The sequence below is a fragment of the Roseateles sp. P5_B10 genome (assembly GCF_056400485.1).
This window is the reverse complement of sequence record NZ_JBFULE010000058.1, coordinates 1-15,944: the sequence shown is the minus strand read 5'-3', so window position 1 is coordinate 15,944 and position 15,944 is coordinate 1. Positions and strand designations below refer to the sequence as shown.

Below are 15,944 nucleotides of genomic sequence, written 5' to 3'. Positions count from 1 at the left end.
GGTCAAGAAGATCCGCAATGCCGGCCGGTCGCTGCAGACCATCATCAACGACATCCTGGACTTCTCCAAGATCGAGGCCGGCCAGCTGGAGATCGAAGAGGCCCCCCTGCACCTGGACGGCGTGCTGGACAACCTGGCCAACATCATGAGCGCCAATGCGGGCGACAAGGATCTGGAGCTTGTCATCTCGCCGGCGCCCGATGTTGGTGGCGAACTGCACGGCGATGCGCTGCGGCTCGAACAGATCCTGATCAACCTGACCAGCAACGCCATCAAGTTCACCTCCAGCGGTGTCGTCAAGGTCGGCATCGCGCTGCTGGAGCGCACCGACGGCTCGGCTCGCCTTCGTTTTTCGGTCAGCGACACGGGCATCGGCATTCCGCTGGAGAAGCAGAGCCACATCTTCTCGGCCTTTGCCCAGGCGGACATGTCAACGACTCGCCGCTTCGGAGGTACCGGGCTGGGATTGGCGATCTGCCGCCAGCTCGTCACCAAGATGGGCGGAGAGATCGGCGTCATCAGCACGCCTGGCAAAGGCAGCGAATTCTGGTTCAGCCTGCCTTTCAAATGGGTCCCGATCCAGAACTACCAGCCCGCGGCGCTGTCAAAACTGGAAGTCCTGGTAGCGGACGACAGCGACGTGGCGCGCGAAAACCTTGCGCTGACCGCTCGGGCCATGGGCTGGGCAYCCACGCTGACCGATTCCGGCGAAGCCGCCCTCGGCAAGGTGCGCAATCGACTCCAGGGCACCGAGGCCTATGACGTGCTCCTGCTGGACTGGAAGATGCCCGGCCTGGACGGGCTGGCGACCGCGCGGGCCATCCGCCGCACGATGGAGGGACAGCAAGCGCCCATCGTGCTGATGGTGACGGCCTACTCCCGGGACGAGCTCCTCAAGAGCGAGGGCAGCGAGCTGATCGACGGCGTGCTCAACAAGCCCGTGACCAGCTCTTCGCTGTACAACAGCGTGGCCCAGGCCATGCGACGCCGGGGGGTTGCGACCATGTCCGACARCCCGCAAGCCGAGGCGACGCAGCGCCTTGTTGGCCTGCGCGCCCTCGTCGTTGACGACAGCGACATCAACCGCGAGGTTGCGCTGCGCATCCTCGAGTCCGAAGGCGCCACCGTGCAGCTGGCCGAGAACGGCCTGCAGGCCCTGGATTGGCTGACGGCCCATGTCGGCGAGGTCGACATCGTGCTGATGGACGTCCAGATGCCGGTGATGGACGGCTACCAGGCAACGCGCGTGCTGCGCGGCACGCCAGGCCTGGCAGACCTCCCGGTCATCGCGCTGACGGCCGGCGCGTTCAAGATCCAGCAGGAAGAGGCGCGGGAAGCCGGCATGAATGCCTTCGTGGCCAAGCCCTTTGCCGTCGATGAGCTGATCGCGGCCATTCAGCGCCTGACCGCGCAGCGCGAGCCGGCCGACATCGCATCCGTCGAGGCCGTGGCGCCGGTCGGCCCGCAGGCCGAGGACGGCGTGCCCTTTGAAGACATCTCGGTGGCCGACGCGCGCAAGGTCTGGCAGGACCTCGCCGTCTACCGGAAGTTCCTGGCCAAGTTTGCCCGCGACAACGGCGACAGCGCGGCGCAGCTGCGCAAGCTGCTCAACCAGGGGCAAGAAAAGGAAGCCACCGCCCTGCTGCACAAGCTCAAGGGCTCTGCGGGCAACCTGGCTCTTCCCCAGCTGGCACGCGCTGCCGGCCGCCTGGAGCATCGGCTGATCGAAGGCAGGGACCCCTTCGACGAATGGGCACCGTTCGAGGCCGCCTTCGCCCAGGCCCTCCGATCGATTGCGGCGTTCACGGCTGACGCCGCCGCGAATGAACCGCAGCCGGCGCCGGCCAGCCCGTCCGTCGACAGGGCACGGGTGGCGGCCCTGCTTCATGAGCTGCTGGACGCACTGGACAGCGACAACCCGGACCTGGCCGCACCCGTGCTCCAGCGTCTGGACGGGCTGCTGCCGCAGGCCACGCTGGCCGCCTTGCTGGCCAGCGTCGAGGAGTTCGATTTCCGGCGTGCGGAACAGATGGCGCGGGACCTCGTCGCCGAACTGGAAGAGCAAAGGAAGTAGGCATGCCGAACGGACCCATCCTCATCGTCGACGACGAGCCGATCAACCTCGCAACCTTGAAGCAGATCCTCGCGCCGCACTATCCGCTGGCGTTCGCGCGCAGTGGCGGTGAATGCCTCGCCGCCGCGCAGAAGCACCAGCCTTCGTTGATCCTGCTGGACGTCCAGATGCCCGACCTGGACGGCTATGAGGTCTGCCGCCGGCTCAAGGCCGCCCCCCAGACCCAGCACATCGCCGTCATCTTCGTGACGGCGCTGGCCGACGTCGGCGACGAGGCCGCGGGATTCGACTGCGGCGCGGTCGACTACATCGTCAAGCCCGTGTCGCCGGCCCTGGTGCTGGCACGGGTGCGCACCCACCTGTCGCTGGTGCATACCTCCATGCTGGAGCGCTACGTCAAGGAGCTCGAGGCCCAGCAGCTGAAGATCAGCCGGCTCAGCCGCATCAAGAGCGTCCTGAGCGGCATCAACTCGGCCATCGTCAGGCTGCGCGACCGGCAGGCGCTGTTCGATGAAACCTGCCGCATCGCCGCCGAGGATGGCGGCTTCGCGAGTGCCTGGATCGGCCTCGCCCACGGCCCTTTGAAGAGGCTCGACCCCATTGCCGCGCGAGGCCTGGATGCCGGGCAGCTCGACGAGTTGCGCGGCGCTCTGGGCGCCACCGGTGGGCCAGGCCGCCGCTCACTTCCCTACCGGGCGCTCGATGGCGGCGGCGTCGTGTACTGCAACGACCTCTCGCAGGAGGACATGGGTGCGGCTGTCCACGCCGTTGCGCCGGCGAAGGGGGTCGGCTCCGCGATTGCGCTGCCGTTGACTTCCGGTGACCGGCTCGTCGGCGTCATCGCGCTGTACGCCACGGAGGCCCATCTCTTCGACGAGGACGAGCTCAAGCTGCTCGGCGAGCTGGCTGGCGATATCTCGTTTGCGCTCAGGCACATCGAGCAGGAGGAAAAGGTCCATTACCTGTCCCGCTATGACGCACTGACCGGCCTGCCCAACAACCTTGTCTTCCTGGACCGCCTTGACCTCGCAATCCAGTCCGCGGCTGCGGCCGGCACCGGCGTGGTGGCCGTCATTGCCAACCTCCACCGGTTCAAACGGCTGAACGACACCCTGGGCCGGCACGTGGGGGACCAGTTGCTGAGACAACTGGGGCAGCGCCTGGCCACCGAATTCGCGCGCAGCCACAACGTGGCCCGGCTGGCGGGCGACAACTTCGCCGTCGCCGGCAGCTACAAGGGCGACGAGGACGTCACGACGCTGCTGCGCGTGCTGGACGAAGTCATCGGCCGACCCACGTCAGTCGATGGCAGCGACGTCAGCCTGTCCGCCCACCTGGGCGTGTCCGTGTATCCGGAGGACGGCGCCAGTGCCGAATCGCTGTTCCGCAATGCCGAGTCCGCCCTCAAGCAGGCCCGTTTGGCTGGCGAGAAGCATGCCACCTATTCGCCCGAGATGAATGCCCGCATGGCCGAGAAGCTGGAGATGGAAGGGCAACTGCGCGAAGCATTGGCCCAGCAGCAGTTCGTGTTGCATTTCCAGCCCAAGGTCAATCTGGCCGATGGCCAGATCACCGCGGCCGAAGCCCTGATCCGCTGGCAGCATCCCAAGCGCGGCCTGGTGCCCCCGGGCGATTTCATTCCAATCGCCGAAGAGACTGGCCTCATCGTGCCCATCGGCGAATGGGTCATCCAGGCCGTCTGCGCCCAGCAGGCGGTCTGGCGGTCGCGAGGCATCGCGACGCGGCCGGTCGCGGTGAACCTGTCGACCCTGCAGTTCCGCGAGGGTCGGGTACGCCAGTGTGTCGAGCAAGCCCTGCGCGACAACGGACTGGGCGCCGACGCCATCGAACTCGAGCTGACCGAAACCCTGGTCATGCAGGATCCCATCGCGGCCGAGCGCACCATGCATGACCTCCGCCAGTTCGGCCTGCACCTGTCTCTGGACGACTTTGGCACCGGCTACTCCTCGCTCGCTTACCTGAAGCTCTTTCCTTTCAACTCGGTGAAGATCGACCGATCCTTCATCACCGATATCACACGCAGCCCAGAAGACGCCGCCATCTCGCTGGCCATCATCGCCATGGCTCACAGCATGCGCATGCACGTCATTGCGGAAGGCGTCGAGACCCCCGCGCAGCTGGAGTTCCTGAGGGCCAGCGGCTGCGACCAGATCCAGGGCTACCACTTCAGCCGCCCGGTGCCGGCCGAGGAATACGCCCGCATGCTGCTGGAGGGCCGGCAGTTGGCAATGACCGCAGCCGCCCCTGGCACGGGGGCGGCCGGCGAAAGGATCGCGCTGCCCATGCGACGCCAGCCTCTGGAACATTGACGGCGCGCCAGAGTAGGGTTTTCAGGGCTCCGCCAGCGGCGGGTCATTCACACATTTGGCGCATTCAAATTGGGGCATGGACCCGCTTCGGTGCATTGCCAGAACACATGGCGTGAGGGGCAGCGAGCGGTCTCGATGAGACCTTCCTGACGCCGCCGTCCAGGGCGTCAGACACCGGAAACTGGCCCTGCGGCTGACGCCGCCCAGCGGCACCAGCCGCGTGCAAATCCAGCCTGGAAAGCTGGCACGGCTCCTGCTCGTGATGACTTGTCATAACGAGTTGGACGGCCATGAGCAAAGGCGCTCTTGCAGCTAGGAAATCCTTGACGCTGGTCCCTGCCCCCGAGGCGGACGGCGCTCATCGCATCAAGCTGTCGTCACCGCTGCCGCTGTACACGCAGATCAAGGAGATCCTGCGCGCCCGCATCCTCGATGGCAGCTACCAGCCGCATCAGCAGATGCCGTCGGAGAGCGAGATGATGGCCGCGTTCGACGTCAGCCGCATCACGGTGCGCCAGGCGCTCAATGACCTGCAGAACGAAGGCCTGATCTTCCGCATCCACGGCAAGGGCAGCTTCGTCTCCAAGCCCAAGGCCTTCCAGGATCTGGGGCGCCTGCAGGGCTTCGGCGAGGCGATGCGGCAGATGGGCTACGAGACCTTTGCCCGCGTGCTGTCGATCAAGACGGTGCTGCCGTCGCAGCAGGTGGCCGAGAAGCTGCAGCTGGCCAAACGCGCCAAGGTCACGGAGCTGCACCGCCTGCGCTTCCTGAACCGCGAGCCGATCTCGCTGGACGTGACCTACGTGCCCGCGGCCATCGGCCAGCGCCTGGCCAAGGAAGACCTGGCCGCGCGCGACATCTTCGCCATCCTGGAGAACGACTACGGCCTGGCCCTCGGCCACGCCGAGCTGCAGATCGGCTCGACGCTGGCGGACGAGACGCTGGCCGGGCAGCTCAAGGTCGAGGAGGGCTCGCCCGTGCTCTTCATCGAGCGCACGACGCACACCGCCGACGGCGCGCCCATCGACTACGAACACCTCTATTACCGCGGTGACGCCTTCCAGTACAAGGTGCGCGTCGATCGCGTGCCTGTTTCCGAACGAGCCTCTTGAGGAGAGCCTGCACATGGACACGATCGAACACGAATACGACCTCGTCATCGTTGGCGGTGGAACCGGCGGCCCGATGGCCGCGGTGAAGGCCAAGGAGAAGAATCCCAAGCTGCGGGTGCTGCTGCTGGACAAGGCCAACGTCAAGCGCAGCGGCGCCATCAGCATGGGCATGGACGGGCTGAACAACGCCGTCATTCCCGGTCACGCCACACCCGAGCAGTACACCAAGGAGATCACCGTCGCCAACGACGGCATCGTCGACCAGAAGGGTGTCTACGCCTACGCGGCCAACAGCTACCCGATGATCGAGGAGCTGGACCGCTGGGGCATCAAGTTCGAGAAGGACGAGACCGGCGACTACTCGGTGCGCAAGGTCCACCACCTGGGCAGCTACGTGCTGCCCATGCCCGAGGGGCACCACATGAAGCGGGTGCTCTATCGCCAGCTCAAGCGGGCGCGCGTGGAGATCACCAACCGCGTCGTGGCCACGCGGCTGCTGACCGGGCCTGACGGCGAGATTGCCGGCGTTATGGGTTTCGACTGCCGCACGGCGGACTTCCACGTCATCAAGGCCAAGGCCGTCATCATCTGCACGGGCGCGGCCGGGCGTCTGGGCCTGCCCGCCAGTGGCTATTTGTTTGGCACCTACGAGAACCCGACCAACTGCGGTGAAGGGCACGTGATGGCCTATCACGCAGGCGCCGAGCTGACCAACCTCGAGTGCTTCCAGATCAACCCCCTGATCAAGGACTACAACGGCCCGGCTTGCGCCTACGTGACCGGCCCCTTCGGCGGCTACACGTCCAACAACGCCGGCCAGCGCTTCATCGAGTGCGACTACTGGAGCGGCCAGATGATGATGGAGTTCTTCAACGAACTCGAAGGCGGCAAGGGCCCGGTGTTCCTGAAGCTCGATCACCTGGCTGAAGAAACGATCAGCGAGATCGAGCACATCCTGCACACCAACGAGCGCCCCAGCCGCGGCCGCTTCCACGAGGGCCGCGGCACCGACTACCGCAAGCAGATGATCGAGATGCACATCTCGGAGATCGGCTTCTGCAGCGGCCACAGCGCCTCGGGCATCTGGACGAACGATCGCGGCGAGTGCTCCATCCCCGGGCTGTATGCGGCGGGCGATTGCGCCAGCATCCCGCACAACTACATGCTGGGCGCCTTCGTCTACGGCAAGTTCTGCGGCGAGAACGYGGCCGACTATGTCAGCGGCATCGCGGCGCCGGCCTTCGATGCCGGCCAGGTCGAGAAGGAGAAGGCCCGCGTCTATGCGCCGCTGGGCAGGACCGAGGGCCTGACGCCCTTCCAGGTCGAATACAAGACGCGCCGCATCGTCAACGACTACCTGCAGCCGCCCAAGGTCACCCGCAAGATGGAGATCGGCCTGCAGCGCTTCGACGAGATCCGCGAGGACCTGCAGCACATGGGCGCGGCCGACCCGCACGAGCTGATGCGCGCGATGGAGGCCCACACCATCCGCGACTGCGCCGAGCTGGCCGCGCGCGCCTCGCTGTACCGCACCGAGAGCCGCTGGGGCCTGTACCACCTGCGCGTGGACCACCCCGAGAAGAACGACGCCGACTGGTTCTGCCACACCAACGTGACCAGCGATGCCAACGGCAACGCCGTGTTCCGCAAGCGCGAGGTCGAGCCTTACGTCGTGGAGCTCAACGAGGAAGAGAAGTCCGCCTACCAGCGCCTGCGCGTCGCCACGCCCGCTGCCGCCTAGGGCCTGTTGACGCTATGGCAACGGGTCGCGTTGTGGCCAAAACGGCCGCGAGCAAGGCGCAAAGCGGAGYCGGGTTGSACACCCGGCGAGCATTTGCAACGCCGCGCGCGGYMKTTYTGGCSACAACCCKWMGGGAAGGCCCGCCGCCASGGGCCACTCSGCGTTGCGCCACTKGCCCGCACATSAGTGCGGGCGGCGTGTCACGCCTTGATTGGCCCGTGGCGGCGGGCCTTCGCGACCCATTGCCATAGCGTCAACAGGCCCTCAGGAGACCGCAATGACCATCACCATCACCCGCACCCAGGCCCCCGTCGTCATCGACGAAGACAAGTGCATCGCCGACAAGGGCTGCACCGTCTGCGTCGATGTCTGCCCGCTCGACGTGCTGGCCATCGATCTGACGAAGAACAAGGCGTTCATGAAGTTCGATGAATGCTGGTACTGCATGCCCTGCGAGAAGGACTGCCCCACCGGCGCCGTGCGCGTCGACATCCCCTACCTGGTGAGGTGATCATGCTTGCCACCATCCATGACCGGCTGCGCAACAGCGACGCGGGCGTGCGCCGCATCGCCGTCATCGACCTGCCCTACACCGACGAGGAAGACGACATCGCGCCGCTGCTGATTGCGGCGCTTGGCGACAGCGATGCCACCGTGCGGCTCGAAGCCGCCAAGGCCCTCGAAGGCTTCGAGGAGCCCGAGGTGCTGGCGGCACTGGCGCCGCGGCTCAAGGACGAGGACGCTGCCGTGCGCGAGGCCGTTGCCTACACGCTCGCAGAGCTGAAAGACTCAGCCTCCGCCACAGCGCTGCTGCCCTACCTGGGCGACGCGGACCCCGAAGTGCAGGCCGCCGCGCTGCAGGCCGTAAAAGCCCTGCGCGTGGACGCCGCCTTCGACCCCGCTATGGCCGCGCTCGCCCATGCCGACGCCAAGGTGCGCCGCGCTGCCGTCAGCGTGCTGGGCTATCTGAAGAAGCCGCAAGCCATCTCGGCGCTGACCGAGGTGGCGGCACACGACACAGATGCCGAAGTCCGCCGCGTCGCTGTCGGTGCGCTGAGCTTTGCCAACGATGCCGAGGTCAGCGTGCACCCGGCTCTCAGCCGCGCGCTGGCCGACCCGGTGTGGCAAGTGCGCGAGGAAGCTGCCACGACCTTCGCCAAGACCGGCTCGGCGCTGGGCGTGCCCAACCTCGTGCGCGCCATGGACGACGAGTACTGGCAGGTGCGGGTGAAGGCCGCTCGGTCCTTGGGCAAGCTGAAGGCGCGCGACGGCGTGATGGCGCTGGTGGAGGCGCTGATCCATCCGGTCAGCAACCTGCGCAAGGAAGCCGTCATCGCGCTGGGCGAGATCGGCGACCCGCGCGCCATCACGCCGCTGGAACGCACGCTGCGCGATCCCGACCCGGACGTGCGCAAACTGTCCAAGCTGGCCCTCACAACGATTCAAATGAATGGAGGTGCGGCATGACCTTCGTCGTCACCGAGGCTTGCATCCGCTGCAAGTACACCGACTGCRTCGCCGCCTGCCCCGTGGAGTGCTTCCACGAAGGCCCTGACTTTCTCGTCATCGACCCCAGCGCCTGCATCGACTGCGGCGTCTGCGTACCGGAGTGTCCGGTCGAGGCCATCTTCGACGAGAAGGACCTGCCCCCCGAACAGCGCGAATACGCCGAACTGAACCGGCGCCTGGCCGCGCAATGGCCGCTCATCACTGCCGCACAGGAACCGCTGCCCGATGCCGAGCACTGGGCCAACCAGACGCACAAGCGCGCCCTGCTGACGGAGACCGCCGCGCCCGCCTGAGACCCGGCGCGGCGCAGGCACCGATCTTGCGCCGCTGCTTCTGAACCTACCCGACTGCCAGGAGATTGAGATGAAGTTGCCCCAGCTCTCGCATGTTTCCGCCACCCTCGCGAAGTGCCTCGCGCTCTGCGCGGCCTTCCTGGCCCCGCAGGCCCACGCCGCCAAGGAGGTGGTGACCATCGGCATCGGCACGCAGAACACCACCACCAACACCGTCACCGGTGGCGTGGTGCTCAAGGAGCTGAAGCTGCTGGAGAAGCACCTGCCCAAGACGGGCAAGTACGCCAACATCGAGTGGAAGCTCGACTGGCAGAACTTCACTTCCGGCCCGCCCATCACCAACGGCATGGTCGCCGGCAAGCTGCAGATCGGCATGATGGGCGACTACCCGCTGCTGGTGAACGGCGCCACCGGGCAGCTCAACAAGGGCAACGAGACCCAGCTCGTCGCCGTCATCGCCTACAACGCCTTCGGCTCGGGCAACGGCGTCGTGGTGCACAAGGACAGCCCCTACTACGAGCTGGCCGACCTCAAGGGCAAGACGGTGTCGGTGCCGTTCGGCTCGGCAGCACACGGCATGATGCTGCAGGCCATGCAGGAGCGCGGCTGGCCGGCGGACTACTGGAACCTCGTCAGCCAGAGCCCCGAGGTGGGCACCACCAATCTGCAGGAAAAGAAGATCGACGCCCACGGCGACTTCGTGCCCTTCGCCGACCTGCTGCCGCAGCGCGGCTTCGCCCGCAAGATCTTCGACGGCGCACAGACCAAGGTGCCGACCTTCCACGGCGTCGTCGTGCGCAAGGAATTCGCCGACAAATACCCCGAGGCCGTTGTGGCCTACATCAAGGCCTTGATGGAGGCCAACGACTGGGTGCGCAAGGACCCCAAGCTGGCCGCCRCCAAGATCGAAGAGTGGACCAAGATCGAGAAGGAGGTCGTCTACCTCTTCCTCGGCCCGGGCGGCATCCACACGCTGGACCCGAGCATCAAGCCGCGCTGGGTCGAGACGATCAAGATCGCACACGGCGTGCTGGCCAAGCTGGGCCGCGTGAAGGAGTTCGACGCCGTCGCCTGGGTCAACGAGAGCTATCTGCGCGAAGCCTTCAAGCAGCGCGGCCAGGACTACGAGGCCCAGAAGCAGACGCTCGCCAACTACGACATTGCCGGCAACGACCCCATCTGCAAGGTGCCGGTCACGCGGCCCAAGGAGGCCGGCGAGATCTGGCTGTCCAGCGGCGAGATCGTCGTGGCCAGCTCGCCCGCCTGCCTGCTGGCTGGCGTGAAGCAGTACGAGGCGGCGGGCAAGAAGGTCAACGTCGCCTACCTCTACGACAAGGAGCTGGGCATCAAGGTCGTCGCCGACAAGGCTTTCTACGCGGTCGACGCCAGCAACCCCAAGGCGCCGCTGGCCGTGCCCTTCCTGCTGAAGAAAGACGCCGAGGCCTACGCCGCCAGGACGCACGGCAAGCTCGCCACCTTTGCGGAGGCCCTGGGGCAGGCCAACGCCACTGTCGTCGCGGTCAGCGTGAAGTGAACACCATGAGCGCGCTGCCCCGCATCCAAACCTACACGCCGCCCCTGGCGCCGCCTGCTGCAATGCCTGCGGCGGCGCCCAAGGCGGCCCCGCCCGCCCACGTGGGCCAGGGCATCACGCCGCTGCCCCTGCCGTTGCCCGCGGCTGCTGCGCCCAGCCTGTGGCAGCGCTTCTGGCGGGGCCGTGGCGCGGCGGCGCTGATGGGCGCGCTGTCCATCGCCAGCGTGCTGCTCTTCTGGCACCTGGCCACGCGCTACAAGCTCGACGCCTACATCCGCTTCAACAACATCCCCACGCCGGCCCAAGTGCTGGAGAAGGTGGTGGAGGTCAACGCCAGCCCGAAGTTCGTCACCAACATCGGCATCAGCGTGCGGCGCATCCTGCTCGGCTTCCTGGTGGCCACGGGCCTGGGCGTCGGCCTGGGCATCCTGATCGGCCGCTACCGCATCGTGCGCGGGCTGGCCATGCCGGCGATGGAGGTTTTCCGGCCCATCCCGGCCATCGCCTGGGTGCCGATGTCCATCATGCTGTGGCCCGACAACGAGGTGAGCATCGTCTTCATCACCTTCCTGGGCGCCTTCTTCCCGATCCTGCTGAACACCGTGCATGGGGTCGAGGCCATCGACCCGGTGCTGCTGCGCGCCGCCCGCACGCTGGGCGCGGGCGAGGCCAGCCTGCTCAGGCACGTGGTGCTGCCCGGCGCCCTGCCCCACATCTTCACGGGCCTGGCGGTAGGCATGGGCGTGGCCTGGGTGTCGCTGATCGCCGCCGAGATGATCTCGGGGCAGTTCGGCATCGGCTACTTCACGTGGGAGGCCTACTCCCTGATCAGCTACGCCGAGATTGCGCTCGGGATGATCACCATCGGCGTGCTGGGGCTGCTGTGCAGCGGCGCCATCCGGCTGCTGGCCAAGCTCGCCATGCCCTGGCAGGCTCATTCGCAAGGGGGACGGTGATGGACGTGGCAACAGCATCCCGTGGCCGCGTGGACGTGCGCGAGCTGGACATCCGCTTCCACTCAAAAGGCCAGGATTTCGAAGCCGTGCGCGCCGCCAACGTGCATGTGCGGCCCGGCGAGTTCGTGTCGCTGMTCGGCCCCTCCGGCTGCGGCAAGTCCACGCTGCTGAACGCGGTGGCAGGCTTCCTCAAGCCCAGTGGCGGCCAGGTGCTGCTGGACGGTCAACCCATCACGGGCCCGGGCTCGGACCGCGGCGTCGTGTTCCAGCAGTACTCGCTCTTCCCATGGATGACGGTGCGTGCCAACGTGGAGTTCGGGCTGCGCATGAAGGGTGCGTCGGCCAGCGACCGCGAGGCGCAGGCGCGCACGCTGCTGGGGCTGGCCGGCCTGCTGTCCTTCGAGAACCACTACCCCGACCAGCTCTCCGGCGGCATGAAGCAGCGCGTSGGCATCGTCCGCGCGCTGGCCACCAGCCCGCAGGTGCTGCTGATGGACGAGCCGTTCGGCGCSCTCGACTCTCAGACCCGCGTGGTGATGCAGGAGATCCTGACCAATATGTGGCAGCGCCTGCGCATCTCGGTGCTCTTCATCACGCACGACATCGAGGAGGCGGTGTTCCTGTCCGACCGCATCTACGTGATGACGGCAAGGCCCGGGCGCATCAAGGCCGAGCTGGACGTGCCGCTGCCGCGGCCGCGCACGCCGGACATGACCTCCGAACCCGAGTTCGTCGCCATGGTGCGCCAGATCAAGGGCCTGATCCGCGAGGAAAGCATCGCGGCCATGGGGGGCGAACTGAGCGAAGGCGGGCTGGCGGGCCTGTGCACCGAGATCGGCCCGCAGGGCGTGGAGCACCTCGTCTGATGGACGCCATTCCCACCGAAGTCGTCTGGCACCAGGCCAGTGGCGTGCTGGCGCTGGCCTGGGCCGATGGCCGCGCCGCCCGCCTCAGCGGCCCGGTGCTGCGCGCCGCCTGCAAATGTGCCGGCTGCGAGCAGCGCCGGCGCAGCGGCGAGCCCGTGCAGGCGCCCATCGACACACAGCTCACCGCCCTCCACCCCGTCGGGCCGCAGGGCCTGCAGCTCGTCTTCAGCGACGGCCACGACCGCGGCATCTACCCCTGGCCCTATCTGCATCAACTCTGCCTRGAGCCTTGCGCATGAGCATCCTTTTCGACGCCAAGGTGCTGGACGTCCGCCACTGGACCGACCGCCAGTTCTCCTTCACCTGCACTCGTGACCCGGGCTTTCGCTTCCAAAGCGGGCAGTTCACGATGATCGGCCTGATGGTCGACGGCAAGCCGCTGCTGCGCGCCTACAGCGTCGTCAGCCCGCACTGGGACGACACGCTGGAGTTCCTCAGCATCAAGGTGCCCGACGGCCCTCTGACCTCGCGCCTGCAGCACATCCAGGTTGGCGACACGGTGCACATCGGCCGCAAGGCCTCGGGCACCCTCGTCACGCAGAACCTGCTGGCCGGCCGGCATCTCTACCTGCTGGCCACCGGCACGGGCCTGGCGCCGTTCATGGCCATCGTGCGCGACCCCGACGTCTACGAGCTCTACGAGAAGGTCATCCTCGTGCATGGCTGTCGCCAGGTGAGCGAGCTGGCCTACGAGGACATCATCACGCGCGAGCTGCCCGACAACGAATTCTTCGGCGACCAGGTGCGCGACAAGCTCATCTACTACCCGACCGTCACGCGCGAGCCCTTCCGCAACCAGGGGCGCATCCCGACGCTCATGGCCAACGGCAAGCTGCCCAGCGACATCGGCCTGCCGCCACTGTGCAAGGAGAACGACCGCTTCATGCTGTGCGGCAGCCCCGAGATGTTGCGCGACACGCGCGCGGTGTTCGACGAGATGGGCATGACCGAGGGCAATATGAGCCATCCCGGGCATTTCGTCATCGAGCGGGCCTTCGTCGAGAAATAGCCCTAGATCCGGCAGTTGACCGCTCACCATTCTTCGAAAGAATCGATGCATCAACACCTTGGCGTTTGGTCCGTCCTCACCACTTCGGTGAACAACGCTGCACGCCCGCTGGTCTGGCGCTTCAGCCCGCTGGSGGYGTTGCTCCKCCTCGTGGGCAYRAGCCCACTTCGTCGTCRCGCCTWSCCAGCGGCCCGCCTCGCCAGCCACTCGGTCGTGCCCAACTGCCGGATCTAGGGCCGCATGCTGGCACGGGCTGCCTTCTTCGACGCTCATGGCCAGGCCCTGCGGCGAGTCTGGCCGGGTTGGGCGACCTGCGTGCTGATCGCTTTGGCTGCGTCGTTCGTTGCCGCGCTGTATCAGGGGCCGCCGATGTTGTATGCGCTGCTGTTCGGCGCGGCGCTGCACAGCCAGAGCCCGCAGGACCGCACGGCCGCTGGTGTGGACTTCTGCGGCCGCACGCTGCTGCGCCTGGGCGTGGGGCTGCTGGGTGCGCGCATCAGCTGGGAGCAGGTCGCCGGGCTCGGTTGGCCGACCTTGCTTGTCGTGTTGTTCGCGGTCGCCAGCACCCTCCTGTGCGGTCGGTGGCTGGCGAAGGCACTGCGCCTGCCGTGGGCGCTCGGCGTGCTGGCGGGCGGCGCCACGGCCATCTGCGGCGCCTCTGCGGCGCTGGCGATCGGCGCGGTGCTGCCGCGCGCCGGTGAAGGGGAGACGCCGAACGAACGTCACGCGCTCGTCGTGGCCGTCTTGGCCACGCTGCTGTCGACAGCGGCGATGGTGGCCTACCCACTGATCGCGCGGCAGTTGCAGCTGTCGCCGGCCGGCGCTGGCCTCTTCATCGGCGCAAGCATCCATGACGTGGCGCAGGTGGTGGTGGCGGGCTATTCGATCTCTGCGGCCGCCGGCGACGCGGCCTCCATCGTCAAACTCCTGCGCGTCAGCCTGCTCTTCATCGTCGTGCTGGGCGTGTCCATCGCCTGCCGCAGTTCGGCCGACGAGCCGCCTCCCACGGCACGACCGATGGTGATGCGACTCGGCGCGCTGGTGCCGGGCTTTCTGTGGCTGTTCGTCGTGCTGGCGACGCTCAACTCGCTGGGATGCCTGCGGCCAGTGCAGGAGCAGCTCAATCTCGCCTCGCGCGCCTGCCTCATGCTGGGGGTGGCCGGGCTCGGCATGAAGACGTCGTTCCCGCACCTCGCCAGCGCAGGTTGGCGGCCCATCTTGCTGATGGTGGCGACGAGCTTGTGGCTTGCAGCCGTTTCGCTCGCCGCCGCCTGGGGATTGCGGTTTTATTGAGGGTCCAACAAATCAGACCGTGGTCGGTGAGTCGCTCTGCAGCGTCCTGTCTATCTCGACGCGGTTCCGGCCGGCCTCCTTGGCGCGATACAGGGCCTCGTCGGCCCGCTTGAGGGCGTTCGCAGCTGACCCTCCCGGCGGCGACAGCGCCACGCCGAAGCTGGCGGTGATTGCGAGGCGGCCCGCAGTACAGCTGACCTCGCTCTGCTGCACGCGTTCGCGAAGCTTCTCGGCCAGGCGGGCGGCATCACGCACACGCGTGCCCTGGCAGGCGATCAGGAACTCCTCGCCGCCCCAGCGACCGATGACATCGCTCGCGCGCAGGTTGGCCGCGACGATGGCCGCAACGCGGCGCAATACCTCGTCGCCGCAATCATGGCCATGGCGGTCGTTGACATGCTTGAAGTGGTCGATGTCCAGCAGCACGAGCGACATCCCCTGTGCCGCCTCTTCCATGTCACCCAGCGATTGCTCCAGGCCGCGCCGGTTCAACACACCGGTCAGTTCATCGACCGTAGCCAGGCGGCGCAGGTTCTCCTGCTCGATGCGCAACTGACGCGTGCGCGCTGTCAAGGCATCGATCTCCCGCTGCTGGCGGCGATGGCTCAGGCGCAGTCGCTGCCAGCCACGCAACACCATGGCGCAAGCACCAAAAAGCCAGGCAAGCAGGATTCCCAGGTAGACGCGGTCGTCGCTGATCAATTCGCCCTTCAGCACCAGGCGGCTAAGCTGCAGTTCATGGTGCTGGCCGGTCAGCTCTCCGGGAATGCCGATGGACAACGACGTCGCGTTGTCCAGGCTCGGCTGGTTGTACTCGCGAGGCAGGTTGAACATCTGAACCCACCAGTCGGGCACGTTGAGTTCGCTCAACTTGATGCGCACTGGTTGCTCAACGTCTCGCCTTCGAAGCGTGACCGCGTGCATCCGCGAGCTGTTGGCGTCCTCGAGCCTGGAGAAGCGTGGATCGAAATTCCGGATATCCAGATGCAGGAATGGCGCCGGCCCTTGGTATTTCAGTTCCAGCTCGATGTGGTCAAAACCGCTCAGATCCCGGCCGCGGCTGAGATCGTCGCCGGTCAGCAGATAGGTCAGGACGCACGGCTGGTACTTCCCGGAGACGACGTATTGGCAACGCCATCGCAACCGCCCGGCGTCCACCCACTGCAC

The 15,944-nt window shown here is 66.9% G+C and carries 14 protein-coding genes; 13 read left to right on the top strand and 1 reads right to left on the bottom strand.

The window, feature by feature from the left end; all coding sequences use genetic code 11:
• From AC1DU6_RS06570 to AC1DU6_RS06510, 13 genes are all read left to right on the top strand, one after another.
• A partial coding sequence (locus AC1DU6_RS06570; protein WP_477856378.1) for a response regulator occupies positions 1-2,074 on the top strand: 2,074 nt, incomplete at its 5' end.
• A 2-nt stretch (positions 2,075-2,076) separates the two neighbouring features.
• Entirely contained in the window at positions 2,077-4,404 is a 2,328-nt protein-coding gene (locus AC1DU6_RS06565; protein WP_477856377.1) for a GGDEF/EAL domain-containing response regulator, read from the top strand.
• Between the two features lie 323 nt (positions 4,405-4,727).
• A complete protein-coding gene (locus AC1DU6_RS06560; RefSeq protein ID WP_457392887.1) occupies positions 4,728-5,516 on the top strand; it encodes a GntR family transcriptional regulator in 789 nt (262 codons plus the stop codon).
• A gap of 13 nt (positions 5,517-5,529) precedes the next feature.
• Entirely contained in the window at positions 5,530-7,257 is a 1,728-nt protein-coding gene (locus tag AC1DU6_RS06555) for a fumarate reductase/succinate dehydrogenase flavoprotein subunit (protein ID WP_477856376.1), read from the top strand.
• Positions 7,258-7,534: 277 nt separating this feature from the next.
• Complete coding sequence (locus tag AC1DU6_RS06550) at positions 7,535-7,768, top strand: 4Fe-4S dicluster domain-containing protein (protein ID WP_056193195.1); 234 nt, start codon at positions 7,535-7,537, stop codon at positions 7,766-7,768.
• A gap of 2 nt (positions 7,769-7,770) precedes the next feature.
• A complete protein-coding gene (locus AC1DU6_RS06545; RefSeq protein ID WP_477856375.1) occupies positions 7,771-8,724 on the top strand; it encodes a HEAT repeat domain-containing protein in 954 nt (317 codons plus the stop codon).
• Positions 8,721-9,059, top strand: coding sequence for a ferredoxin FdxA (gene fdxA, locus AC1DU6_RS06540; RefSeq protein ID WP_477856374.1), 339 nt, complete (start codon positions 8,721-8,723; stop codon positions 9,057-9,059). Before AC1DU6_RS06545 ends, fdxA begins: the two co-directional genes overlap by 4 nt.
• Before the next feature lie 70 nt (positions 9,060-9,129).
• Positions 9,130-10,593, top strand: coding sequence for an ABC transporter substrate-binding protein (locus tag AC1DU6_RS06535; protein WP_477856373.1), 1,464 nt, complete (start codon positions 9,130-9,132; stop codon positions 10,591-10,593).
• A gap of 5 nt (positions 10,594-10,598) precedes the next feature.
• On the top strand, positions 10,599-11,549 hold the full coding sequence (locus AC1DU6_RS06530) for an ABC transporter permease (RefSeq protein WP_457323762.1): 951 nt from the start codon (positions 10,599-10,601) through the stop codon (positions 11,547-11,549).
• Positions 11,549-12,415, top strand: a complete 867-nt coding sequence (locus AC1DU6_RS06525) for an ABC transporter ATP-binding protein (protein ID WP_477856372.1) — start codon at positions 11,549-11,551, stop codon at positions 12,413-12,415. The genes AC1DU6_RS06530 and AC1DU6_RS06525 overlap by 1 nt, the downstream gene beginning before the upstream one ends.
• Positions 12,415-12,714: a gamma-butyrobetaine hydroxylase-like domain-containing protein gene (locus AC1DU6_RS06520; RefSeq protein WP_457323764.1), complete on the top strand. Its 300-nt coding sequence runs from the start codon at positions 12,415-12,417 to the stop codon at positions 12,712-12,714. Before AC1DU6_RS06525 ends, AC1DU6_RS06520 begins: the two co-directional genes overlap by 1 nt.
• Positions 12,711-13,484, top strand: coding sequence for a ferredoxin--NADP reductase (locus AC1DU6_RS06515; protein ID WP_056193177.1), 774 nt, complete (start codon positions 12,711-12,713; stop codon positions 13,482-13,484). The genes AC1DU6_RS06520 and AC1DU6_RS06515 overlap by 4 nt, the downstream gene beginning before the upstream one ends.
• A 315-nt stretch (positions 13,485-13,799) precedes the next feature.
• Positions 13,800-14,777, top strand: a complete 978-nt coding sequence (locus AC1DU6_RS06510; protein WP_477856371.1) for a YeiH family protein — start codon at positions 13,800-13,802, stop codon at positions 14,775-14,777.
• Positions 14,778-14,789: 12 nt separating this feature from the next.
• Here AC1DU6_RS06510 and AC1DU6_RS06505 read toward each other — a convergent pair whose 3' ends face one another.
• On the bottom strand, positions 14,790-15,935 hold the full coding sequence (locus AC1DU6_RS06505) for a GGDEF domain-containing protein (protein ID WP_477856370.1): 1,146 nt from the start codon (positions 15,933-15,935) through the stop codon (positions 14,790-14,792).
• Positions 15,936-15,944 lie beyond the last annotated feature (9 nt).

Excerpts from the sequence above, each read along its gene's own strand:
- AC1DU6_RS06565 (WP_477856377.1), top strand. The coding sequence starts at position 2,077 with ATGCCGAACGGACCCATCCTCATCGTCGACGACGAGCCGATCAACCTC.
- AC1DU6_RS06550 (WP_056193195.1), top strand. The coding sequence starts at position 7,535 with ATGACCATCACCATCACCCGCACCCAGGCCCCCGTCGTCATCGACGAA.
- AC1DU6_RS06545 (WP_477856375.1), top strand. The coding sequence starts at position 7,771 with ATGCTTGCCACCATCCATGACCGGCTGCGCAACAGCGACGCGGGCGTG.
- AC1DU6_RS06530 (WP_457323762.1), top strand. The coding sequence starts at position 10,599 with ATGAGCGCGCTGCCCCGCATCCAAACCTACACGCCGCCCCTGGCGCCG.
- AC1DU6_RS06515 (WP_056193177.1), top strand. The coding sequence starts at position 12,711 with ATGAGCATCCTTTTCGACGCCAAGGTGCTGGACGTCCGCCACTGGACC.